The sequence below is a fragment of the Peribacillus simplex genome, from assembly GCF_001578185.1.
Taxonomy (GTDB): Bacteria; Bacillota; Bacilli; order Bacillales; family DSM-1321; genus Peribacillus; species Peribacillus simplex_A.
On sequence record NZ_CP011008.1, the window covers coordinates 1536472 to 1561577 of the forward strand.

Sequence of the window (25106 nt, forward strand, 5' to 3'; positions counted from 1 at the left end):
CTACCTTTTTTTGTTTTATAATCAAAGGTAATATATTTATGTGGGTGAGTACGATGATTCAAAAACAAATGTCTATGGTTTTTAGTCCATATATGGCCATTTATGATGTAGTGGTTTCAAAGGATAACGTGTTACGCAAGACCTATTCTGTAAGTATTAAATCCAATGAACATACAGAACAGTCTACATTCCGGGATAGGGAGTAGTATTTTAAAGAAAAATTAAAAGAACGTTATAAAATAGGAGCGAAAAACAGAATTGAAACAAAGACACGGGTATGATGTTGCAAAATCCTCGGGTCTACTTGGCATGGAATTATAAGGAGCAATGGCTATATTCACCGTTAACTTGAAAAGAATATTGAAATTAATGGCCTGAAAAAGTGACAAACAGAAGCAAAAAAAGACGATTTCCATTCAAGTATCGAATGAGAATTGTCTTTTTTTAGTTTGATTTACCGTACTAGTTAAAAAAGCGTGAGTTTTTCAGCAGCCTCGTTAAAGCCTGTCTTTTTTTTGGTTCCAGGGCACTTGACTGGCAGTACTTCGACAGAAATAGTGGGACTGCGTCTTAGTCTGAGTCCATTCGAGTGGAATGCAGGTTTCAATAAATAAATTGACTAAATAAACTTAAGTTGAAAAGAAGGTAATTTTTACTTGGAAGGAGAAAGTAAAAACAAGTGGAGAAAGGTGGGGGAATGTGGTACATTGAGATTAGAATGTGGGGGTAGTGGGTATGTTCATGGGAGAGTACCATCATAACATCGATATAAAGGGCCGTTTGATAGTTCCAGTGAAATTCAGGGACGATCTCGGGGAGCAATTTGTCCTTACCCGCGGACTCGATCAATGTTTATTTGGTTACCCTATGGAAGAGTGGAAGCTGCTTGAAGAAAAGCTTAAAGCCCTGCCTTTAACAAAAAAAGATGCCCGTGCCTTTACCCGTTTTTTCTTTTCTGCAGCTACAGAATGCGAAATTGATAAACAAGGGCGAATTAATATCCCCACGCCGCTTACTTCATATGGCCAATTGGAAAAAGAATGTGTAATTCTTGGTGTTACCAATCGTATTGAGATTTGGAGCAAATCCCTTTGGGAAAACTATTTTTCAGCTTCGGAGGATTCTTTCGCTGAGATAGCAGAAAATATGATTGGCTTTGATATTTAAAGCTGCCCTCAAAAATAGAGTCACTCAATAACTGATTGGAAGGATGTCTAGCATGTTTCAACATACAACAGTGTTATTAAAAGAGACGGTTGATGGATTGAACATCAAACCTGATGGAATTTATGTGGATTGTACTTTAGGAGGAGCCGGTCACAGCGAATACTTACTTTCACAGCTCTCTGACAATGGTAGGCTTTATGCTTTTGATCAGGACGAAACGGCAATTCGGAATGCTAAGGAAAAGTTGGAAAGATTTGGCGAACGCATTGTTCTTGTTCCTAATAATTTTAAATACTTAAAAGAAGAATTGAATGCCCGGGGAATCGAGAAAGTAGACGGGATTCTTTATGATTTAGGTGTGTCATCCCCACAATTGGATACACCGGAACGTGGTTTCAGTTATAACCATGATGCTCCTTTGGATATGAGGATGGACCAAAGTGCTGCCATTTCTGCCTATGATGTCGTGAACACCTGGTCATTCCATGATTTGATGAGAATTTTCTTTCAATATGGAGAAGAAAAATTTTCGAAGCAAATTGCCAGGAAAATTGAAGCGGCTCGTGAAATAAAACCGATTGAAACGACCTTTGAGCTTGTAGAACTAATTAAGGATGGGATACCGGCCCCAGCAAGGCGTAAAGGCGGACACCCTGCAAAACGAGTATTCCAAGCAATAAGAATCGCTGTGAATGATGAACTTGGTGTCTTTGAAGATTCCTTAGAGCAGGCCATATCGCTTTTGGATAAAGAAGGAAGAATATCTGTCATTACATTCCATTCTCTTGAAGATAGAATTTGTAAAACGGTATTTAAAAAAGCAAGTAGCTTGCCAGACCTTCCACCGGGACTTCCAGTTATCCCGGATGAATTCAAACCGCCTATGAAAATAATTACGAGAAAACCGATTTTACCTTCAGAAGAAGAATTGGAAGGAAATAATCGTTCCCGATCGGCTAAGCTAAGAATCGCCGAAAAGCAATAATTACAGAAAAAAATCAGTAAGGGGGAACATGAATGAGTTCCATAGCCAAAAAAATACAAGAACAGCAAAATGAAGACCAACAGCAGCAACAGACACATCAGACAGTGGTCATCCGTAAAGCGAAGATATCCATTGGTGAAGTTTTCTTACTATGTGCCCTTGCTATCATGGTTACTTTTATGGGAGTGAAAATAGTCTCTAATCAAGCGGACATTTATGAAACGAATAAAGAAATACAGCTAGTGGAAAATTCAATTGAAGAACAAGGAAAAGTGAATGATGATTTGAAAGTGCAGGTTGCTGAACTTAGTACATACGAAAGAATTTGGAAAAAAGCTGCAGCTCTAGGGTTCAAGTTAAATGAGAATAATGTGAAGGGTGTGCAGTGATAATGCAGAAACAAAAAAATATGAAGCATGGGGCAGCCGGATTATTTTTCTTATTCGGCCTGCTCTTTTTTGTATTAATCTGCCGCTTTTTGTATATTGAGGTGACTGGTACCGCAGGCGGGGAAGTACTTGCTTCGAAAATCGACAAGAAATATCAAAAAACACAGAGCATAAAAGCAAAAAGAGGTAGCATACTCGATACAAAAGGTGAAGTCATCGCCGAGGATACTTCCTCCTATATTTTAAGGGCTGTACTCAGTGAAAAGGAACCTGAGCATGTCAAAGATCCGGAGATGACTGCGAAAAAGCTTGCTAAATATATCGACATGGATGAACAGGACATCTATGAAAGGTTAACGAAAAAAAAGGCATACCAGGTAGAGTTCGGTAGTGCCGGCAAGGATCTGACTCAGGTCGTCAAGCAGAAAATAGAAAAATTGGAACTGCCGGGAATTACATTCGGAAGAACCAATAAACGTTTTTATCCTAATGGAATCTTCGCATCCCATCTGATTGGCTATGTAGAAAAAGATGAAAAAACGGGAGAAACGGCTGGTAAGTTCGGCATTGAAAAGTACCTCAATAAACAATTGCAGGAAACAAACGGGGAGCTGACATATGACAGTGACTCTTGGGGCTTCCTTTTGCCGGATACAAAGGAAAAGGTGGTTGCTCCGGATAATGGCAATGATGTCATGCTTACCATCGACAAGAAAATACAAACGCTCCTGGAAGATTCGATGAGCAAAGTGCAACAAAAATACGATCCCGAGGAAATCATAGCGATTGTTTCCAATCCCAAAACAGGGGAGATTATGGCGATGGGGCAAAGGCCTTCCTTCAACCCAACAACGAGAGTCGGGCTAACGGATACATGGCGTAACCTGGCTATTGAAGACTCCTTTGAACCGGGATCAACCATGAAAACATTCACCCTTGCCGCGGCTGTTGAGGAAGGGGTCTTTAATCCAAATGAAACTTTTGTTGCAGGAACTTATAAAGCGGGTTCAGGGGAAATTCATGATCATAGCGGAATCGAAAGAGGGAAGAGCATGACCTTTCTAGAAGGGGTTCAACGTTCTTCTAACGTCGCTTTTGCTACTCTTGCAATGGATAAGATCGGAGCGGATACTTTTCGTGAGTATTTGACAAAGTTCGGTTTCGATAAAAAAACTGGGATAGATTTGCCGAACGAGATAACCGGTAAAATTCAATACAAGTATAAGCTTGAAAAAGTTACCACTTCCTTTGGACAAGGTTCGACCGTTACGCCGATTCAACAGATCCAGGCTGCTTCCGCAATAGCGAATGACGGTAAAATGATGCAGCCGTACGTGATAAAAAGCATTTCCGATCAGGATACCGGAAAAGTTTTGAAAACGACAAAGCCGAAAGTGACAGGGGAACCGATTTCGGCAGAAACTGCAAAACAAGTCCGAGACTATTTGGAAACGGTAATTTCTGCGAAAAACGGAACAGGGAAAAAATATGCCATTGATGGATATGAAGTTGCAGGGAAAACAGGAACGGCACAAATTGCTGGTCCGACAGGTAAATATTTAGAAGGGAAGAATAACTATGTATTCTCCTTTTTAGGTATGGCTCCAAAAGATGACCCGGAGTTGGTCATGTATGTGGCGGTCAAGCAGCCGAAATTAGGTGTATCTTATGTCGGGGCTGATCCTTTGTCAGAGATATTTAACCCTGTCATGCAAAATAGCCTGCAATATCTGAACATAAAACCTTCTGATGTTAAAAAACAAAAAGCCAATAAAATCGTTGACTATACGAATCAAACCGAGAGTTCAGCGGTCAAAGAGCTGAAGGATCTTGGCTATGATGTAAGTACGATCGGAAGTGGGCGTAAAGTGCTCGATCAATCCCCGAAAGCCGGTAGTACCCTATTACAGGGTGAAAAAATAATCTTGAAAACCGAAGGGGAAATGAAAGTTCCTGAGATGAAGGGATGGTCCTTGCGCGATGTCATGAAATTAGCTAAGGTTGCAAAACTGGATCTGAAAACTACAGGAACTGGCTATGTGAGTAAACAGGGTATCGAAGCTGGGAAAAAGATGAAGGAAGGAGATACCTTCAATATTGAATTAACCCAGCCTAAAGCTGCAGAGGATATACCGAATAAAGAGAAAACAGAGTGATGATAAAGAGGGAATCCAAACGGATTCCCTCTTTCAGTTTGTAGACAAAAGGGGTTCGGAATTAAAAAATTCCGAACCCCTTTTTGAGATTCCCTTTGAATTTTTGCCTGAAGTTAGGAGATTGGGGCTCTACGAGCCCACTATGTTAGGCCATTTTTGGACCTCCCCATGTCCAATTGGCCATCTTCTTTAAATTAATGGCAGCGAAAGTAAGCATCGCCTGCATCGACAATTTTTTAAGTCCCCTTAAAGTTGTCCAACGCATACCATGCTTTTCTTTTGCATCTGCGAATACACGCTCAATCGTTTCTTTACGTTTCGCATATATAGTTTTTACATCTTGATGATGACGCAGATGATCTGCTTCTTCCACATATGTTTGCCAAATATGCCGTGTCACCACTTTTTGATGGTCTTTGCTTTCTGTACACTGAGATAAAAATGAGCATGCCGCACAAGTGTGTTTGGGTGATTTATACTCGCGATAGCCCTCTTTATTGGTTGTTGAGTACTTTAATAGCTCTCCCGAAGGACAAAGGTAACAATCAAAATGTTCATCGTATACATAGTCCTGTTTGCGGAAAAATCCTTCTTTGGTGCGAGGACGTGTATAAGGTAAAGCCGGTATGATTTCTTTGTTAAATAGGTAGCTTGTAATCGCTGGTGTTTTATAAGCTGCATCTGCGGCAACGGCTTCCGGTTTTCCAATTTTCTCAATCACTTGTTCAACTAGTGGCTCTAAGATCTGACTGTCATGTATATTTCCAGGTGTTACAATCGTTCCCAATACAAAACCGTTGCGGTCTGCGGCCGCGTGGAATGAATAGGCAAACTGTTTTGTTCGTTCATCTTTCACATAGTAGCCACTCTCAGAATCCGTTGTACTTTCTTTAATCTCTTTGGTCTCTTCTTTATCAAATTTATCTGATGGAAAAGGCTTCTTTCCATGGTTTTCACGATCTTGATTGATTTCTTCTTGAAGACGCCCTTGATACGCTCGTGTTTCTTTACGAACGATTTTCTTTTCAAATTTCCGTTTATTCGCACTGGCTTTCACATGTGTGGAATCCACGAAAACGTGTTCAGCACTTATTAACTTTTTATTAGCAGCTGTCATTAAAATGCGATAGAAAATCTGTTCAAACAGGTCTGTATCTTTAAAGCGTCGCTCATAATTTTTCCCAAACGTAGAGAAATGAGGTACTTTATCATGGAAACCATAGCCTAAGAACCAACGGTAAGCCATATTAGTTTCAACTTCTTCAATCGTTTTACGCATGGAACGAATACCGAAGGTATATTGAATGAATGTCAGTTTAACTAAAATAACTGGATCAATAATTGGGCGTCCTACCTCTGAATACATATCTTTCACCAAGTCATAAATGAAAGTGAAGTCAATGGCAGCCTCTAGTTTACGAACCAAATGGTTCGGTGGCACCAGTTGATCTAACGTAATCATTTCAAGTTGATCTCGCTGAATAGAATCATGTTTCGAAAGCATCCTCATCACCTCAAGTTTTAATACTTCTATTTTAAAACAAAAGCGACTCAGGGCAAAAGTGTTTATCTAAAAGATAAGACAAAGTTGATTGGAACGGAAGGTACGAGACTCCTGCGGGAAAAGCGCGTCTATGGGAGACCCCGCAGGCGAAAGCCGAGGAGGCTCCCCGACCGCCCGCGGAAAGCGAGTGCCTGGAGTGGAAATCAACGGCCAAATTGTCCAACTCATAAAAAATAGACAAACTCGATTTTCCTCGAGTTTGTCTACAGTCTGAAAGAGGGAATCCAAACGGATTCCCTCTTTATTTCTTTAAAAGTTTCTTAGTCTAGCATCGAGCAGACAAGCATATATTGAACCATGTATGAAATGGAGGTGCCTGTTTTTGCGTGTTTCGAATGTTACTGTCCGAAAACGGCTGGCAATCGCATTGGCAGTGGGTATCATTGTTTTTTTTATCATTGATGTCCGTTTGGGAATTGTACAATTTTATTTAGGGGATAAGCTGACGGGGCTGGCTAAAGATTCCTGGAGCAGGAATATTCCTTTTGAAGCTAAACGAGGTGAAATCCTGGATCGGAATGGTGTCGAGCTGGCAACGAATATTTCTGCCCCAACAGTCTATGTCATCCCAAGACAGATTGAGAATCCTGGGGAAACGGCGGAACAGCTTGCTTCAATATTGGATATGACAAAGGAAAAGGCTTATCAATGGCTAACGAAACAGGCGATGAGCGTCAGAATCCCGGAAGGCAGAAAGATATCTCACGAAAAGGCGAAGGAAATTAAAGCATTAGGGATAAAGGGTGTTTATATCGCTGAAGATTCAAAGCGTCATTACCCATTTGGTGAATATCTTTCGCATGTTCTTGGCTTTACGGGCTCCGATAATCAAGGGTTGATGGGAATTGAATTGTCTTATGATAAGGAACTAAGTGGGGAAAAAGGATTTGTTAAATTTTATTCCGATGCGAAAGGGAAAAGGCTCGAAAATATGGCCGATGACTATAAGCCCCCTGTTGATGGTGATAACTTGAAGCTTACGATCGATAGCAAAATCCAGACAATCGTGGAGAGGGAGCTCGATAATGCGGAGGCGACATATAACCCCGATGGTCTAATTGCCATTGCCATGGACCCGAATACAGGGGAAATATTGGCGATGTCGAGCAGGCCAACCTTTGACCCAGCTAATTTTCAAAATGTACCTTCAGAAGTGTATAACCGCAATTTACCAGTTTGGAGTATATATGAACCAGGTTCGACTTTTAAGATCATCACCCTTGCTGCAGCTCTGGAGGAAGGGAAGGTCGACTTACAAAAGGAACATTTTTATGATTCAGGACATGTGGAAGTGTCAGGTTCTACACTGCATTGCTGGAAAAGCGGAGGACATGGGGATCAAACTTTTCTTGAAGTCGTCGAGAACTCATGTAACCCTGGTTTTGTAGAATTAGGGAACCGGCTTGGTAAAGACAAGCTGTTTAAATATATAAATGATTTCGGGTTTGGACAAAAAACGGGAATTGATTTAACCGGAGAAGGAAAAGGAATCATGTTCAACATGGATCGAGTGGGTCCTGTTGAGCAGGCAACCACTGCATTTGGACAAGGTGTTGCCGTAACGCCCATTCAGCAGGTGACAGCGGTATCGGCGGCTGTGAATGGCGGTACGTTGTATACGCCCTATATCGCAAAGGAACTGGTAGATCCAAAAAATGGAGAAGTACTGATGCGAAAGACCCCGCAGGCGAAGAAAAAAGTAATTTCAGAAGCAACCTCGAAGAAAGTCCGAGAAGCACTTGAATCCGTTGTTGCTAAAGGGAGCGGTAAAGGAGCATTCGTGGAGTCGTACCGAGTCGGCGGGAAAACGGGTACAGCACAAAAAGCTGAAAATGGCCGATACCTTGAAAATAATTATATTCTCTCATTCATTGGTGTCGCTCCAGCGGATGATCCGCAAATCGTTGTCTATATAGCGGTGGATAATCCGAAAGGAACAGTGCAATTCGGTGGGGTCGTTGCTGCTCCGATCGTAGGGAATATCATGGAGGATTCACTTAGGGCCATGGGCATCAAGCCAAGAAAAAACCAGATTGAGAAGGAAACTGTTTGGACGGATCCTGTCATGGTTGAGGTACCTGACGTTGTGGGACTCAGCAAAAAAGAGTTGCAAACCCAGCTCATCGACCTTAAGCTGGATATTGCCGGCAATGGGGATAAAGTCATAAATCAAGCTCCGGATCCAGGTGTTAAAGTAAAAGAAGGGTCCACGATAAGAATTTATCTTGGCGAAAATACAGAATAAGTATAAAATAATATATGAATAGTTAAAGCGGCTGAAGAATCATCAGCCGCTTTGTTTACGGAGTCGTGATAACCCCGTATAATTGAAATTGGCTTCTCGACAAGCCAAGACTAATCACATATAATGAATCCTCAAATTAAGTTGAGAGGGATGGAAAAATGAAGCTTCACAAATTACTATCTTATTTACACTCCTTATTTACGTATGAAGGAGAAAATCCTGATATCACCTCCATTGAAAATGATAACCGTAAAGTCATAGACGGAAGTTTATTTGTTTGTATAAAAGGTTATACAGTCGATGGTCATGATTTTGCCCAATCTGCTGTAGAACATGGAGCTGCAGCAGTCATTGCAGAAAGGCCGCTCGATCTCGATGTTCCCGTGATCGTTGTCAGGGATTCAAGCAGGGCGATGGCAATGCTTGCCGATGCATTTTATGGCCATCCTACGCAAAAGATGCGCTTGATTGGAATTACAGGTACGAATGGAAAAACGACCACCAGTCACTTATTGGAAAAGATTTTCGAGGATCGAAATGAAAAAACAGGATTGATTGGCACGATGTATACAAAAGTTGCCGATACGGTATACGAAACTAAGAATACGACGCCAGATAGCGTTACACTGCAGAAGGCTTTTCATGAAATGGCCGAAGCGTCTGTTTCCACGGCCATTATGGAAGTTTCTTCGCATGCACTTGAGCTTGGTCGCGTCCATGGCTGTGATTATGATATTGCCGTTTTTACGAATCTCACACAGGATCATTTGGATTTCCATAAAACTATGGACAGATACAGGCAGGCAAAATCATTATTTTTCTCCCAGCTCGGCAATGCCTACATAGAAAACCGTCCAAAATATGCTGTTCTTAATGTTGATGATGAGGCAACAGCTGATTTCATTAAAGTGACCGCTGCTACAGTCGTTACATACGGGATAGACAAAGAAGCGGATATCAGGGCCAAGGACATAAAAATTGATGCAAATGGCACATCATTCACCTTGACAGCGGGCAAAGAGGAGCGTTTCATTCAGCTGAAGCTAATTGGTAAATTCAGTGTTTATAATGTTCTCTCGGCCATCTCAGCCGCTCTGTGCGCGGGTAACGATCTAGATGAGACCATTAGATCAATTGAGGATATAAAAGGTGTTGCAGGCCGTTTTGAGCTTATTACAGCAAATCAGTCCTTCCCGGTCATAGTTGACTATGCCCATACACCGGACAGTTTAGAGAATGTCCTAAAGACTGTTGGTGAGTTTGCTGAAAAGAAAATTTTTGTGATAGTGGGCTGCGGCGGGGACCGAGACAAGACAAAGCGTCCTATCATGGCCGAAATTGCATGCAGGTTGGCGACTGACCCAATTTTCACCTCGGATAATCCACGCAGTGAAGATGCTGCCCAAATCCTGCGGGATATGGAAGCTGGTGTAGCAGGCAAAGAATATACGGTTATCGAAGACCGCAAGCAGGCGATTAGTTATGCAGTTGCCAAGGCGGATGAGGGAGACGTTATTTTAATTGCTGGAAAAGGTCATGAAACATATCAATTGGTTGGTGACGAGGTGCTTCACTTCGATGACCGTGAAGAGGCAGAAAAGGCGATTCAAAGTCGTTTGGGTTCAGTATGAACCAGCGGTGAATTTGTCCCGTCAACAAACAAGAAATGACAACAAGCAGAATTTTATTTTGAATTGTGTTAGGAATGAGGGAGTAAGGAATGTTGGAACAAGTAATTTTTTATACGATTTTGGTGGCGTTTTTAGTAACCGTTCTTCTTTCGCCGGTTTTCATCCCGTTTTTACGAAGATTGAAATTCGGGCAAAGTATCAGGGAAGAAGGCCCACAATCGCATCTGAAGAAAACGGGAACACCCACAATGGGCGGTTTGGTCATATTACTATCTGTTACTATCGCTACACTTGTCATGACTTTTAAATTTTCGGAACCATCAACCGAAACTTATTTATTATTATTCGTTACATTAGGATTTGGTTTATTAGGTTTCTTGGACGATTTCATCAAAGTGGTGATGAAACGTAATCTAGGACTGACTTCAAAGCAAAAGCTGCTTGGACAAATTGTGATTTCGGTCATCTTTTACTTCGTCTTTAAGCAGACAGACCGTTTTAATCCTGAATTGACGATTCCAGGTACAGACTATGCTGTTGATTTTGGCTGGTTTTATCTCTTCATCGTTATTTTCTGGCTGGTAGGTTTTTCGAATGCCGTCAATTTGACGGATGGGCTTGATGGACTTGTCTCAGGCACATCAGCCATTGCTTTTGGTGCTTTTGCCATTTTGGCCTGGAGTCAGTCACAATATGATGTCGCTATATTTTCTGTTGCGGTTGTCGGTGCAGTACTAGGATTTTTGGTATTCAATGCCCATCCTGCAAAGGTATTCATGGGGGATACAGGTTCCTTGGCACTTGGAGGAGCCATCGCTACCATCGCCCTGTTAACCAAGCTTGAAATCCTCCTGGTAATCATTGGCGGAGTCTTCGTCATTGAGACCCTCTCTGTCATCTTACAGGTAGGATCTTTTAAAACGACTGGTAAACGTATTTTTAAAATGAGTCCGCTTCACCACCATTATGAGCTTTCTGGCTGGTCGGAATGGCGTGTCGTCGTGACTTTCTGGACAGTGGGGCTGCTGTGTGCGGTACTCGGAATCTATTTAGAGGTGTGGATATAATTGAAAGAGACTGCAAAGTATTCAGAGAAAAAGATATTGGTATTAGGATTGGCAAAAAGCGGAGTGATGGCAGCTTCGCTTCTACATAAATTAGGTGCTTTCGTGACGGTTAATGACATGAAGCCATTATCGGAAAATCCTGAAGCCCAAGGACTTCTTGAACAGGGAATCAAAGTCATCTGCGGAAGTCATCCGATTGAGCTACTTGATGAAGGTTTCGAGTTGATCGTGAAAAACCCGGGAATCCCCTATCGGAATCCTATTGTAAAAGGGGCATTGGAAAAAGGGATTCCAGTTATCACGGAAGTTGAACTGGCCTATCAGATCAGTGAGGCCCCTTTCATAGGCATCACTGGTACAAATGGAAAAACGACTACGACAACATTGGTATTCGAAATGTTGAAAATCGGTGAAAAATCCCCGCTTATTGCTGGAAATATCGGTACAGTCGCTTCTGGTGTTGCTGAAAAAGCAAAATCCGATGACTCGATCGTCATTGAATTATCATCATTCCAGTTAATGGGGATAGAGGAGTTTCGTCCTGAAATCTCGATCTTGACTAATCTGTATGATGCGCATTTGGATTATCATAGCTCCAAACAGGAATATGCAGAAGCAAAAGCTGCGATTACGAAAAATCAAATAGGCTCAGATTTCATGATTTTTAATGCAGATCAGGATGCCGTTTTATCCATGGCGAAAAAGACCAAGGCTGAACTTGTTCCTTTTTCAACTGAAGTGAAACATGAGAATGGCGCCTATGTTGAAGACGGTGCCGTTTATTTCCGAGGAGAAAAAGTCATTGATGTTTCTGAGATAGCCCTTCCTGGAAAACATAATTTGGAAAATGTGCTTGCAGCCATCTCGGCGGCCAAACTGAAGGGTGTCGCTAACGAAGCCATTCAGACTGTCCTAAAAACATTTTTTGGTGTGGAACACCGTCTGCAGTATGTAGCGACGATCGAAAACCGTAAGTTTTATAATGATTCGAAAGCGACGAACATCCTAGCTGCATCCAAAGCGCTAACATCCTTTACGGAACCTGTCATCTTATTGGCAGGCGGGTTGGATCGCGGAAATGAATTCGATGAGTTAAAACCGGCTATGAAAAATGTCAAAGCCGTGATAACTTTTGGCGAAACGGCAGAAAAAATTGAGCGGGTAGCCAAAGAAATAGGAATAGCGAATATAAAACGTGTCGATAATGTAGAAAAGGCCGTACCGGCAGCATTTGAATTTTCAAATGAAGGCGACTGCATTCTTCTCTCCCCTGCTTGTGCAAGCTGGGATCAATATAAAACTTTTGAGCAAAGAGGAGACATGTTTATGGAGGCCGTGCATAAACTTAAGTAAGAGCTTTCGCAAAAGAGAAGTGAACCTGCTTCTACGTTGACACCTTGGAAAAAAGCGATAATGAGCCGTTATTGCTTTTTTTTTGGCTAAAGTGCTGACAAGCAATCAGCATTGATGTTTATATTCGTACAGGCTCGAAAAACTTCCTCGAGGTGGATGTCCGTGCCATTAAAAAAATCGAATCCCGATCTTATTCTCATTATCGTCACCTTAAGTCTTTTGACCGTTGGATTAATCATGGTTTACAGTGCTAGTGCCATTTGGGCAACATATAAATTTGATGATTCGTTTTATTTTGCTAAAAGGCAGTTGCTGTTTGCCTGCGTTGGCGTCATAGCCATGTTTTTCATCATGAATGTGGATTATTGGACGTGGCGGACTTGGGCCAAGATTCTCATCATCATATGTTTCATTATGTTATTGGCGGTGCTTGTACCAGGTATAGGGATGGCAAGAAATGGATCGAGGAGCTGGATTGGTGTAGGTGCCTTTTCGGTACAGCCATCTGAGTTCATGAAACTAGCGATGATCGCTTTTTTGGCTAAGTTTTTATCCGAACGGCAAAAGCTGATCACCTCTTTTAAAAAAGGGATGCTTCCATCCTTGGGTTTAGTGTTTTTGGCATTTGGATTGATCATGTTACAGCCCGACCTTGGAACGGGAACGGTAATGGTAGGAACATGCATCGTTATGATTTTTATTTCCGGGGCAAAAATCAGCCATTTTGTCGGCTTGGGGCTAATAGGGGTAGTAGGTTTTATCGGCCTGATTTTGTCAGCGCCGTACAGGATAAAAAGGATCACATCTTTTCTCGATCCTTGGGAAGACCCTTTGGGCAGTGGCTTTCAAATGATTCAATCGTTTTATGCAATCGGGCCCGGTGGATTGTTCGGACTGGGACTCGGGCAAAGTCGCCAAAAGTTTTTCTATTTACCAGAACCGCAGACCGATTTCATTTTTGCCATACTTTCCGAGGAACTTGGCTTCATCGGAGGCTCTCTGGTCATATTGTTATTTGCACTCATGCTTTGGCGGGGCATACGGATCGCACTTGGTGCCCCTGATTTATATGGGAGCCTTGTAGCGGTGGGAATCATTGCAATGGTCGCCATTCAAGTGATGATCAATATAGGGGTAGTAACGGGATTGATGCCAGTTACGGGTATCACCTTGCCTCTTTTAAGTTATGGCGGTTCATCTTTGACACTTATGTTGATGGCGATCGGAGTGCTCCTGAATATTAGCCGTTATTCAAGGTTTTGACATCAGAAAAATATATGGTTGGCAAAGGGAAGCCCTGTTAAACGCAGGGTTTTCCTTTTTTTATTCTTACGATAAAAACCCTTGCAGGAAACTGATTTTGGAGGATACCTTGCCGGAAATTAGAAATAAATGAAATGCCGCTTAAATATTACCATGTATGAATGTGGGGGAATCCATAATAAATATTGGCAATACTGCTTTGTTTAGACTATAGTATAAGAGGGTTAGGCCGTACCGGGGCTTGCTTCTGCTCATTTTTCTGTTTAAAAGGTATTATCAATCTTGTAAAATAAATGACCTCATGTAAGAGGAAATGAAAATCATAACTTGGGATTTTTGGAACAACAAGGAGGTTTATCATGGATAAAGTGATAAAGCAATTAACTGAAATGAAAATCGGCAAAGTTCTTGAACGAGAACCGCTTGCGAATCATACAACTATGAAAATTGGGGGGCCGGCTGATTTATTCATCGTGCCATCATCCATTGAAAATATAGAAAAAACGATGCAGGTCATCAAAGAACATGGGATACCATGGAGGGCGATTGGCAGGGGCTCGAACTTACTTGTAAGTGATGGCGGAATTGAAGGTGCCGTACTTAAATTGGGTAAGGGACTTGATCATTTCGAGTTGAATGGCTGCGAGATTAAAGCGGGAGCTGGGGTGTCACTTGTCAGCCTTTCCGTTCAAATCAGTAAAAAAGGATTTGCAGGATTGGAATTTGCCAGTGGGATCCCAGGTTCGGTCGGCGGAGCTGTCTATATGAACGCTGGTGCGCACGGTTCCGATATGAGTGTAATCCTCAAGAAGGCGCATGTCCTTTTTGAAGATGGAACCCTAGCTTGGCTTTCGAAGGAAGAAATGGAGTTTTCATATCGAACCTCTCTACTTCAAAAGAAACGACCTGGAATCGTACTGGAGGCCATTTTTCAATTGACAGAGGGTAATAAAACCGAAATCGTTGAAAGAATGCAGAATAACAAGAATTATCGAAAAGAAACCCAGCCGTATAATCTGCCATGTGCCGGTAGCATATTCAGGAATCCACTCCCACATCATGCAGGTAAATTGGTGGAGAATGCCGGCCTGAAGGGACACTCGATTGGCGGAGCGCAGATTTCACCGATGCACGGAAACTTTATCGTTAACACAGGTACTGGAAGTGCTGCGGATGTTCAAGCCTTGATACAGCATGTGAAGGATACTGTGTATGATAAATTTGAAATTGAAATGGAAACAGAAGTGGAAATTATCGGCCGGAAATAGCAGAGGATTTATTCTTTATATCCAAATATTGTGTTATAATGTGATACCTTTTAAAGTTTATTAAAAACAAATTTTAAGTTTGTCTTGAATCGTACTGTGTCATAAACCATCCATTTTTTCAGGAAGAGGTGAATGGGATGGAAAAGGGAAAAATCGTTTCCATTGAGGACCGCATCCCGAAATTAAAACAATTAAGAAAAAGCAAAGCAAACAGGCGACTTGTTCTTTTGCTTTCCCTTTTCTTCATTCTGGTTGCTTGTGTGCTGTATTTCTTATCCCCGTTGAGCTACGTGAAATCCGTGCAGGTAGAGGGGAATCGTTATTTTACTTCCAAGCAGATCATTAAATTGAGTAAGGTGAAGAAGGATCAAAGCATCTGGAAGGTTGATACAGGGACCGCCGCCGCTAATATCAAAAAAAATAAGGAAATAAAAAGCGTACAGGTAACACCTGTATTTCCTAATTCCATTAAAATTACGGTTTCGGAACATAATAGGATGGCATATCTGTCCAATAATGGTAAGTTTGCTCCAATTTTGGAAAACGGGTCGGTTTTGGAGGAATTAGCAACAGGCGAAATTCCAGTATTTGCCCCGGTTTTAATTGGTTTCAAAGAGGGTAAAGCATTAAAGTTGCTTTTAGAAGAGCTGGACAAGCTTCCTGTCGAGATTCAGAATGCCATATCTGAAATTCATTATGCTCCAACCAAAACCGATGACTACCATATCGTCATGTTTATGAACGATGGGTTTGAAGTAAGTGCGACAAGCCGGACTTTATACGAGAAAATGATCCACTACCCATCGATTGTCAGCCAGTTGGATCCAAAGGTAAAGGGAGTCATTGATCTGGAAGTGGGTTCTTATTTTAAAGCATATGAAGACGCTGAACAAAAGGAAGGCACCAATGAGGAAAATTAATGGCAAACGGGTGGTCTTACCCCTAGTTTGCGTTGTTCTCGGATTTATGATTGCCTTCTCTTACAATCTGACCAAAGATGGTAAAGGAGTAGTGAAGGATAAAGCCTGGGATCAGGAATATGAGCTAAGGCAGCAACTGATCGAACAAGAGAAACAGAACAGGGATCTTCAGAATGAACTCCTTCAAAAGCAAGAAAATGTATCCAAAATTGAAAAAGACCTAGCGCAGGAAAAGCAGTTATTTTTCAATTTGGCCAAGGATACGGAAAAATACCGGATGTTTCTTGGAAAAGTGAAAGTGAAAGGCACAGGCCTTCAGGTGACTCTTGAAGATGGTACAGATATGGACTCAGAGGCCAATGTTAATAACTACCTGGTTCATGAACAGCATGTCTTCAAGGTCGTCAATGAACTATACATATCAGGTGCAGAGGCTGTTGCGATTAACGGTCAAAGGTTAAATCATGATTCTTACATAGTATGTAATGGGCCTGTGATCACAATCGATGGCCATCAGCATCCAGCTCCATTTATCATTTCTGCGATTGGGGACCCTGATGTCCTGGGTGCTTCACTGGACTTACCCGGTGGCATAAAGGAACAGCTTGTTAATGAGAATATTATCTTTACAGTGGAAAAGCAAAAGAATATCATTTTTGATCCAATTATTGGAGGGTGATTAGATCCCCGGATTCGATGAAAGATTGGTGAGAAGCTGGAAATGAAAAAAAAGCTTTCTTTTAGTTTGGTTACGTTGATTGCTGGCTTCATGCTCGCAATTCAATTCAATTTGGTGAATCACCCTGTCGTTTCCGATACAAGGGATATGTGGGAGCTGAAAAATGATTTATTGAAAGAACAGCAGACCCAGGCGGAATTAATAGAGGGTATCAGTAAGCTTGAGGGGAAAATTGCATCCTATGAAACAAAGAAAAATGAGAGTAAAGAGGAAGTATTACGTGACACCCTGACCGAATTAAAGACTGATGCAGGTTTGACTGAAATAAAAGGTAAAGGGGTAATCGTGTCTATACAGCCTATAAAAGAAGAAATCCTTCTTGGTAAGAGGATCGAGTATATTTCACCTGTATTGATCATTCGGCTCATAAATGAAATGTATAGGTTTGGCGCTGACGAAATTTCCATTTCAGGACAAAGGTATATTTCAACATCTGTTATTCGTGATATAAATGGGCAGCCGAAAATAGACGGATACCCTCTAGTTGATTACCCGGTCGAAATAAAGGCAATTACCGTTAATCCAACGAAATTGAAGCAGCGTATTGAAGGATCTGAACTTATGGATGATTTCTTTATAGATAATTTTGAAGTGCTGATTAAGGCACCTTCTGGTGAGTTGACATTGCCGGCCTACCAAAATGCTATTAATGTGGAACATATGGAACCCATTATGGATGGGGGGGAATCGTAATGTGGTTGCCAGTTTTTGGACTCTTGATTGGAATCACCCTTGGTTTTTTTGTGGATTTCGATATCCCCCATGAATATTCAAATTATCTCTCCATTGCCGTGCTTGCTGCTTTTGATACCTTATTTGGAGGCATAAGGGCTCATCTGCAAAACCTTTATGATGAAGTTGTATTTGTAACAGGATTCTTCTTTAATATTATTTTGGCCGCAGGTTTGGCTTTTCTAGGTGTACATCTTGGTGTAGACTTGTATTTAGCCGCAATCTTTGTGTTCGGCGTAAGGCTCTTTCAAAATATCGCCCTGATTAGAAGGATACTAATTGAAAAATGGTCCATTTCCCGGAAAAAGCAGAAAAAAAATCTATAATTTTAAAGGGAATTAAGTTGTAAATGACGAATAGTTTATGGCAGTATCTAGTTTAGAAATGATATCAGTTATGTTGAGAAGCGAACAATAAGCACTTGAAAACAGAAGAATCTACGAGTTTGTTTGGGAAATGATAAATGAACCGCATAATGAATTAGCGAGTTTTTGTAATCAGTTCTGTTATTTTATAATGAATAAGTCTTTAGATATAAAAATGTTATTCTACTAATACATGTAAAACCTGAAGGAGGTGCCATGGAATGAACAGCAACGAAATATACGTAAGTCTTGACATCGGTACATCCAGTGTAAAAGTTATCATTGGGGAAATGGTCAATGACACATTAAATATAATCGGCGTTGGAAATGTTAAATCAGAAGGGCTCAAAAAGGGTTCAATCGTCGGTATAGATGAAACCGTCCAATCCATTCAAAAGGCTGTCGAACAAGCAGAACGGATGATTGGGATGGAGATAACAAAGGTAATCGTCGGTATAAGTGGAAATCACGTGACGCTTCAGCCTTGTCATGGGGTAGTAGCGGTATCCAGTGACAATAAAGAAATTACTGAGCATGACGTTTTCCGTGTCAGGGAAGCGGCGGAGTTAATAACGATACCGTCCGACAGGGAAATTATCGACGTGGTGCCGATTCATTACAAAGTTGATGAACTTGATGAAATCAGTGATCCAAGGGGCATGATAGGTGTTCGGTTGGAAATGAGAGGGATTTTAATCACAGGTCTTCGGACAATTTTACATAATACGCTGCGTTGTGTGGAAAGGGCAGGGTTAGAAATAACCGATATCGCTCTTCAGCCCTTAGCCGCAGGTTCCCTTGTTTTATCCAAGGATGAAAAAGAACTTGGTGTGGCACTTGTCGATATTGGGGGAGGTTCCACGACTCTTGCAATTTTCGAACAAGGCTATTTACAATATACGTCTGTTATACCTATAGGCGGGGAAACACTTACGAAGGATCTTTCAATCGTTCTAAGGACAACGATGGAAGAAGCTGAGAAAATAAAGGTAAAGCACGGACATGCCTTTTATGATGACGCGTCTGAAGATGAAGTATTCCAAATACCGATCATCGGCAGCGACCAGCAGCAGCCCTGCAACCAGTTAATGCTTTCGGATATCATTGAAGCGCGTGTGACCGAAATATTCGAGTTGATTCAAGATGACTTGAGAAGACTTGGCTTCCAGGATATTCCGGGTGGTTTTGTGTTGACCGGGGGCGTAGTTAAGATGCCGGGAGTCCTGGAGCTTGCTCAATATGTGTTCCAAAACCGCGTCAGGACAGCTGAACCGAACTACATCGGTGTTAGGGAACCACATTATACGACAGCTGTTGGTCTGATTAAACACGCATGCAAGAAAGAGAGAATGCAAAAAAACACCGCTAATAAAACTCCTGTAGCAGCTGGACAAGCACAAGAAGATAATGACCAGCGCAGCCAAAAGGTTTCTCAGAAAAGCAAAGAGAACACGGCTAAAAACCAAGGTGAAAAAGGTGAATCTAAATTCAAAAAAATCCTGGGTTACTTTTTTGAATAACAATCATTAAGAATCGGGAATTTCGTCAAAATAGGAGGATTGTCATGTTGGAGTTTGATTCTAATTTAGAACAATTAGCAACGATAAAAGTAATAGGTGTTGGCGGCGGCGGAAACAATGCGGTAAACAGAATGATCGAGCATGGTGTACAGGGTGTCGAGTTTATTTCTGTCAATACAGACGCACAGGCACTTAATCTATCAAAAGCAGAAATTAAAATGCAAATCGGTGGGAAGCTTACACGCGGTTTAGGTGCAGGCGCCAATCCGGAGGTAGGAAAAAAAGCTGCAGAAGAAAGCAAAGAGCAGATTGAAGAAGCGCTTAAAGGTGCCGATATGGTATTCGTAACTGCTGGAATGGGCGGCGGTACTGGTACGGGAGCGGCTCCTGTCATCGCTGGCATTGCTAAAGATTTAGGGGCTCTTACAGTGGGTGTTGTTACTCGTCCATTTACTTTCGAAGGCCGAAAACGTGCAACACAGGCTCAAGGCGGCATTTCATCCATGAAGGAATCGGTTGACACACTAATCGTCATTCCGAACGACCGTCTTCTTGAAATCGTCGATAAAAGCACGCCAATGCTTGAAGCGTTCCGTGAAGCCGATAATGTTCTGCGTCAAGGGGTACAAGGGATTTCAGATTTAATTGCAGTTCCTGGTCTTATTAACTTGGACTTTGCCGATGTTAAGACCATCATGTCCAACAAAGGTTCCGCTCTTATGGGAATCGGGATTTCCTCCGGGGAAAACCGTGCAGCAGAGGCGGCAAAAAAAGCCATCTCCAGCCCGCTGCTTGAAACATCGATTGATGGTGCCCAAGGCGTACTGATGAATATAACAGGTGGAACGAACCTAAGTCTTTTTGAAGTCCAGGAAGCGGCCGATATCGTGGCTACTGCATCCGATCAAGACGTAAACATGATTTTTGGTTCGGTTATCAATGAAAACCTTAAAGATGAAATCGTTGTTACAGTGATTGCCACAGGCTTTAACGAGGTTGAAGCTTCAATAAGGCCTACTGGACGTCCCACACTCGGACAACAGCAGCAATCAAGACCTCAGGCACAACAAACGCCACAGTCAAACGTGAAGCGTGAAGTGAAGAGAGAAGAAGTCAATGAACAGCCTGCACGTAATGCTAATCAAGGTGAAGAGGCTTTGGACATTCCAACCTTCCTCCGTAACCGTAATAGACGTCGTTAATATCGACGTCATATGCCGTTCCCATTTGGGGACGGTTTTTTGCCGTTTAAAAGATGCATGCCTAAAAAAGCACTCGATTCCAAGGACTTTGGAATAATGGGACTTTTCTCGAGCGATTTCACTCGATTCCAAGGCCAGCTGAAATCTTAATAATAGCATCCTTGATTGATGTCTAAATGTCCCTATGCGGTGGAAGACCTGTTTCCACTGCATGATGGAGTATCTGGGGTAAGTACCCTCTTTTCGTTAAGCTTTCGTTCACTTTTCATACGTAAATGAAAAAAGAAAAGAGCATCGAGAAATTATTAAACTTTTATAACATAAATCGACAGAAGTAAAAGGGAGCAGGATAGACTCTAAGACAGTATTGAAAATATCAATAGCTGTTTTTCTACAAAAAGGGTAAAAATGACTGAAAAACTCTTAAGTTTTCAGTACAAAAAGTGACACACTTTCTTAGGGCAGGTACGCTATACTTTTTGCTAGTGGAAGGTTAGCTCTTAAAAGGAGGGTAGGTATTTGACCTTATATTTAGATGTGATCTGGTTATTGAATTGGTTATTTGATTGCCTCCTTTTATATTGGACCGCCATCATCCTCAAACGAAGGGTAGCTCTTTGGCGGGTATGCATCGGCGGGCTGATAGGCTCCCTCATTATCGTATTGGCATTCACTCCTTTTTATGCAATTGCCGACCGAGTGTACATGAAGATTTTAGTATCCCTGGTCATGGTGCTGGCAACCTTTGGGCTTAATAGGTTAAAACTTTTTATGAAATCGGTGGCCACCTTATATTTTGTGACGTTTTTATCGGGGGGAATCCTTCTTGGACTTCACTACCTATTTGAATTTCAAATCGTTTCCAAGGACCCTGGCCAATATGCAGGAATCAATCGTTTTGGTGACCCTGTCAGCTGGATATTTGTAATGATTGGCTTCCCGCTCGCTTGGCAATTTTCCAAGAGGACACTTGAAGGGATGGAGATGACAAAGCTTTCGCATGAACAAATGGTTTCGGTCTCGGTTAAAATTTCTGACTTTGAAGGTACGTTTCATGGATTGGTGGATAGCGGCAATCAATTATATGATCCGATTACACGTTCCCCAGTCATGATCATTTCACTTTCAGGCGGGGAAGCGGGAATTCCAGACGATATGCTAGAGCTCTTTAAAAACCCTGATAACCTGATTAGCCAGGAAGTACAGCCCGAGTATTCATGGACTGGTAGAATGCGTGTCATCCCTTTTAAAGTCGTTGGTCATGAACACCAGCTGTTAACCGCAATCAAACCGGATTACATTAAAATCTTAAAAGGAGAAAAAGAATATCATGTTAAGCAGGGTCTCGTATCGTTTACCTTTCAGCAACTCTCTCCCGACAATAGCTATCAATCTATCGTTCATCCGAAAATGTTAACCGGGATACCGGTGCAAAATGCCTCCTGAACTTTTTGATTCACTCTAAATTTAGACCCATAATCCGTTTATTAGAAGGGAGAATTATTTTGAAGAAATTCATTCTTCGGCTCACTTATTTTTGGTACAAACTATTGTTCAAGCTCGGATTGAAAACGGACGAAATATTTTATATAGGAGGGAGTGAGGCACTGCCACCGCCCCTTTCAAAGGAAGAAGAGGCAATACTGATCAATAAATTACCCAAGGGCGATGAAGCTGCACGATCGATCTTAATTGAACGGAATTTAAGACTGGTTGTTTATATTGCCAGGAAATTTGAAAATACGGGCATCAATATTGAAGATTTAATTAGCATTGGTACCATAGGTTTGATCAAAGCTGTGAATACATTCAATCCTGAAAAGAAAATTAAACTCGCTACATATGCTTCGAGATGCATCGAGAATGAAATATTAATGTATTTACGAAGAAATAATAAAATCCGTTCTGAAGTTTCTTTTGATGAACCCCTGAATATTGATTGGGATGGAAATGAACTTCTGTTATCCGATGTTCTTGGAACTGACGATGACATTATCACGAAAGACCTCGAGGCAAACGTTGACCGCAAGCTGTTGACGAAAGCACTTACGCAGTTATCCGAGCGTGAAAAACAGATAATGGAACTTCGGTTTGGACTTGCAGGCGGAGAGGAAAAAACCCAAAAGGATGTTGCCGATATGCTGGGGATTTCCCAATCTTACATTTCACGTTTGGAAAAAAGGATTATTAAGAGGCTTCGAAAAGAATTTAATAAAATGGTGTAAAAAAATAAAGTGGATAAATGCCAATTAAATCAATACTTTGGCAGCCATAATGAAAAATAATGGTGATTTTCAGTTCTAGCCATGTGCATATTTTTTCCTCCCGCGGAAATACTGTTTTTTGTACAGCGCTCCTGTGAGGAGGGAATAATTTTGTCTCGTAATAAGGTTGAAATCTGCGGTGTGGATACATCAAAATTACCGGTTTTAAAGAATGAAGAAATGAGAAAACTCTTCAAAGAACTGCAAAATGGCGATATTTCAGCAAGAGAGAAACTGGTAAACGGGAATCTTCGACTCGTTCTAAGCGTCATTCAACGCTTCAACAATCGGGGAGAGTATGTAGATGATCTATTTCAGGTAGGCTGTATAGGGTTGATGAAGTCGATAGATAACTTTGACCTAGGTCAAAATGTTAAGTTTTCAACGTATGCTGTACCGATGATTATTGGAGAAATCAGAAGATATCTTCGTGACAATAATCCTATTCGGGTATCCCGTTCTTTGAGAGACATCGCTTACAAAGCTTTACAGGTAAAAGAAAAGCTCATAAGCCAGACCCTTCGTGAGCCGACAGCTGAAGAAATCGCCAAGGTGTTGGAAGTACCTCATGAAGAAATTGTTTTTGCACTAGATGCTATACAAGATCCAGTTTCCCTTTTTGAACCGATTTATAATGATGGCGGGGATCCGATTTATGTACTCGACCAACTGAGTGATGAAAAAAATAAAGATAGTACCTGGATTGATGAGATAGCTATAAATGAAGGAATGAGACGGTTGAATGACCGGGAAAAAATGATCCTTCGCAAACGTTTCTTCCAAGGGAAGACGCAAATGGAGGTAGCCGAGGAAATTGGCATTTCACAAGCGCAGGTATCCCGATTGGAAAAAGCGGCAATCAAACAAATGAATAAAAATATCCAACAGTAGAAGCTGGACATGAGAAAAAGTTAGCTGAAGCGGGTAGGGCAAATGCCGATTACCCGCTTATCAGCAACTTTTCCATAGCGGCTTTTTTATTTTGTGAAAAACCCCTTTCAGAAGGGAAGTCATGAAATGAATGGACGTTTATTTATCGTATTCTTCATCCTTGAGTGAATCATGTCATATACATAGGAATAGGACCAACATCTATGATGAAATTTTGAGGAGCTGAGTGATGTGACCAGGATTTCCGAATTTCAAATTAAGGATATCGTCAATATAGCGGATGGAAAGAAACTAGGTAATATGTCAGATCTTGAAATCAATACGTCCACAGGGAAAATAGAGGCCATCATCGTTTCAAATGGAACAAGGCTAATGGGCTTCTTCGGCAGGGAACAGGATATAGTAATCCCATGGCGCAAAATAAAAAAAATAGGTGCGGATGTCATTCTTGTTGAACATCAGACAGTATTTCAAGCTGAGCTGAAAGATGAACGGTTTTAAAGGTACATGGCGCAATTATATGATACACTAGACTAAAAAATAAAGAGGTTAAAGGATGAAAGAGCCATTTGTTTTAATAAAAGACCAATATATGCTCATTGACAGCTGGAGACAACAAAATCTCCAGCTCGTAGCGGGCTTCACCACAAAGAATGGGGGAGTCAGTTCAGGGGATTTCCAAACATTGAATACCGGTTTTCATGTCAAGGATAAGCTTGAAGATGTCCAGGGAAACCGCAGGATTTTAGCCGATAAGCTGTTGTTTCCGCTTAATGAATGGGTAGGGGCCGAGCAGACGCATGAAACGAAAATCCATCATGTTACCGAACGCGATGGCGGGAGGGGTTCAATGGATTATGATTCAGCCTTTAAGGCAACTGACGGATTCTATACGAAGGATCAAAATGTTTTATTGACTCTTTGCTATGCGGACTGTGTGCCTTTATACTTTCTTGCTCCGGCACATGGTTTGATTGGGGTGGCACATGCCGGCTGGAAGGGTACCGTTAATGGAATTGCACGAAAAATGGTTGAGGCATGGCTAAATGAGGGTATAAAGGCAACGGAGATATTTGCTGTTATTGGGCCGTCGATTTGTTCTAAGTGCTATGTAGTTGATGCTAAAGTCATCGATTTAGTGCAGAATTTGCTGGTAGATAATGACGAAAAGCCCTATAATTTAATCAGTGAAGGACAATATCGATTGGATCTTAAGCAACTTAATGCATTGATTCTTCAAAAATCAGGAATTCCAAAAAGTCAGATCGACGTTTCATCATACTGTACAAGCTGTGATCATGAATTGTTTTTTTCACATCGCCGCGATAACGGAAAGACAGGTAGATTGATGAGTTTTATCGGTTGGAAGGAGGATTTAGGGTAAC

The 25106-nt window shown here is 41.5% G+C and carries 22 protein-coding genes and 1 pseudogene; 22 read left to right on the forward strand and 1 reads right to left on the reverse strand.

Features of this window, described 5'->3' with window-relative positions; genetic code table 11:
- Window positions 1-134: 134 nt before the first annotated feature.
- The 5 genes and pseudogenes from UP17_RS27395 to UP17_RS07265 form a co-directional block, all read left to right on the forward strand.
- Window positions 135-321, forward strand: a pseudogene (locus UP17_RS27395) (IS5/IS1182 family transposase); the annotation flags it as partial.
- A gap of 414 nt (window positions 322-735) precedes the next feature.
- Window positions 736-1167, forward strand: coding sequence for a division/cell wall cluster transcriptional repressor MraZ (gene mraZ, locus UP17_RS07250; protein WP_061462319.1), 432 nt, complete (start codon window positions 736-738; stop codon window positions 1165-1167).
- A 52-nt stretch (window positions 1168-1219) separates the two neighbouring features.
- Window positions 1220-2152: a 16S rRNA (cytosine(1402)-N(4))-methyltransferase RsmH gene (rsmH, locus tag UP17_RS07255; protein ID WP_061462320.1), complete on the forward strand. Its 933-nt coding sequence runs from the start codon at window positions 1220-1222 to the stop codon at window positions 2150-2152.
- Between the two features lie 32 nt (window positions 2153-2184).
- Entirely contained in the window at window positions 2185-2541 is a 357-nt protein-coding gene (ftsL, locus tag UP17_RS07260; RefSeq protein ID WP_061462321.1) for a cell division protein FtsL, read from the forward strand.
- Window positions 2542-2543: 2 nt separating this feature from the next.
- On the forward strand, window positions 2544-4697 hold the full coding sequence (locus tag UP17_RS07265; RefSeq protein ID WP_081108752.1) for a penicillin-binding protein: 2154 nt from the start codon (window positions 2544-2546) through the stop codon (window positions 4695-4697).
- Window positions 4698-4842: 145 nt separating this feature from the next.
- Here UP17_RS07265 and UP17_RS07270 read toward each other — a convergent pair whose 3' ends face one another.
- The gene (locus UP17_RS07270) at window positions 4843-6201 is read right to left on the reverse strand and encodes an IS1182 family transposase (protein WP_061462322.1); all 1359 of its coding nucleotides are present in this window, start codon (window positions 6199-6201) and stop codon (window positions 4843-4845) included.
- A 382-nt stretch (window positions 6202-6583) separates the two neighbouring features.
- Here UP17_RS07270 and UP17_RS07275 point away from each other — a divergent pair, with 382 nt between their 5' ends.
- The 17 genes from UP17_RS07275 to pgeF all read left to right on the forward strand — a co-directional run bounded on the left by UP17_RS07275 (window position 6584) and on the right by pgeF (window position 25105).
- Window positions 6584-8506 (forward strand): stage V sporulation protein D, encoded by a 1923-nt coding sequence (locus UP17_RS07275; RefSeq protein ID WP_061462323.1) that lies wholly within the window; start codon window positions 6584-6586, stop codon window positions 8504-8506.
- Between the two features lie 158 nt (window positions 8507-8664).
- Window positions 8665-10137, forward strand: coding sequence for a UDP-N-acetylmuramoyl-L-alanyl-D-glutamate--2,6-diaminopimelate ligase (locus tag UP17_RS07280; protein WP_061462324.1), 1473 nt, complete (start codon window positions 8665-8667; stop codon window positions 10135-10137).
- A gap of 89 nt (window positions 10138-10226) precedes the next feature.
- Window positions 10227-11204: a phospho-N-acetylmuramoyl-pentapeptide-transferase gene (gene mraY / locus UP17_RS07285; RefSeq protein WP_061462325.1), complete on the forward strand. Its 978-nt coding sequence runs from the start codon at window positions 10227-10229 to the stop codon at window positions 11202-11204.
- Window positions 11205-12557: a UDP-N-acetylmuramoyl-L-alanine--D-glutamate ligase gene (murD, locus tag UP17_RS07290; protein ID WP_061462326.1), complete on the forward strand. Its 1353-nt coding sequence runs from the start codon at window positions 11205-11207 to the stop codon at window positions 12555-12557.
- Between the two features lie 156 nt (window positions 12558-12713).
- Window positions 12714-13820 (forward strand): stage V sporulation protein E, encoded by a 1107-nt coding sequence (gene spoVE / locus UP17_RS07295; protein WP_061462327.1) that lies wholly within the window; start codon window positions 12714-12716, stop codon window positions 13818-13820.
- Between the two features lie 359 nt (window positions 13821-14179).
- Window positions 14180-15088: a UDP-N-acetylmuramate dehydrogenase gene (gene murB / locus UP17_RS07300; RefSeq protein WP_061462328.1), complete on the forward strand. Its 909-nt coding sequence runs from the start codon at window positions 14180-14182 to the stop codon at window positions 15086-15088.
- 137 nt (window positions 15089-15225) lie between these two features.
- Window positions 15226-16008, forward strand: coding sequence for a cell division protein FtsQ/DivIB (locus UP17_RS07305; RefSeq protein ID WP_061462329.1), 783 nt, complete (start codon window positions 15226-15228; stop codon window positions 16006-16008).
- On the forward strand, window positions 15995-16687 hold the full coding sequence (locus tag UP17_RS07310; RefSeq protein ID WP_081108753.1) for a DUF881 domain-containing protein: 693 nt from the start codon (window positions 15995-15997) through the stop codon (window positions 16685-16687). The genes UP17_RS07305 and UP17_RS07310 overlap by 14 nt, the downstream gene beginning before the upstream one ends.
- A 42-nt stretch (window positions 16688-16729) precedes the next feature.
- Complete coding sequence (locus UP17_RS07315) at window positions 16730-17440, forward strand: DUF881 domain-containing protein (RefSeq protein ID WP_061462331.1); 711 nt, start codon at window positions 16730-16732, stop codon at window positions 17438-17440.
- Window positions 17440-17805: a small basic family protein gene (locus UP17_RS07320; RefSeq protein WP_061462332.1), complete on the forward strand. Its 366-nt coding sequence runs from the start codon at window positions 17440-17442 to the stop codon at window positions 17803-17805. The genes UP17_RS07315 and UP17_RS07320 overlap by 1 nt, the downstream gene beginning before the upstream one ends.
- A 260-nt stretch (window positions 17806-18065) precedes the next feature.
- Window positions 18066-19364 (forward strand): cell division protein FtsA, encoded by a 1299-nt coding sequence (gene ftsA / locus UP17_RS07325; RefSeq protein ID WP_061462333.1) that lies wholly within the window; start codon window positions 18066-18068, stop codon window positions 19362-19364.
- 44 nt (window positions 19365-19408) lie between these two features.
- Window positions 19409-20566, forward strand: coding sequence for a cell division protein FtsZ (gene ftsZ / locus UP17_RS07330; protein WP_061462334.1), 1158 nt, complete (start codon window positions 19409-19411; stop codon window positions 20564-20566).
- A 519-nt stretch (window positions 20567-21085) separates the two neighbouring features.
- The gene (gene spoIIGA, locus UP17_RS07335; protein WP_061462335.1) at window positions 21086-22012 is read left to right on the forward strand and encodes a sigma-E processing peptidase SpoIIGA; all 927 of its coding nucleotides are present in this window, start codon (window positions 21086-21088) and stop codon (window positions 22010-22012) included.
- A 59-nt stretch (window positions 22013-22071) separates the two neighbouring features.
- Complete coding sequence (gene sigE / locus UP17_RS07340; RefSeq protein WP_053345247.1) at window positions 22072-22791, forward strand: RNA polymerase sporulation sigma factor SigE; 720 nt, start codon at window positions 22072-22074, stop codon at window positions 22789-22791.
- Between the two features lie 150 nt (window positions 22792-22941).
- Window positions 22942-23721, forward strand: a complete 780-nt coding sequence (sigG, locus tag UP17_RS07345) for an RNA polymerase sporulation sigma factor SigG (RefSeq protein ID WP_061462336.1) — start codon at window positions 22942-22944, stop codon at window positions 23719-23721.
- A gap of 231 nt (window positions 23722-23952) precedes the next feature.
- On the forward strand, window positions 23953-24222 hold the full coding sequence (locus UP17_RS07350; RefSeq protein WP_061462337.1) for a YlmC/YmxH family sporulation protein: 270 nt from the start codon (window positions 23953-23955) through the stop codon (window positions 24220-24222).
- Window positions 24223-24277: 55 nt separating this feature from the next.
- On the forward strand, window positions 24278-25105 hold the full coding sequence (gene pgeF, locus UP17_RS07355; RefSeq protein WP_061462338.1) for a peptidoglycan editing factor PgeF: 828 nt from the start codon (window positions 24278-24280) through the stop codon (window positions 25103-25105).
- The last annotated feature ends 1 nt before the right edge of the window (window position 25106 follow it).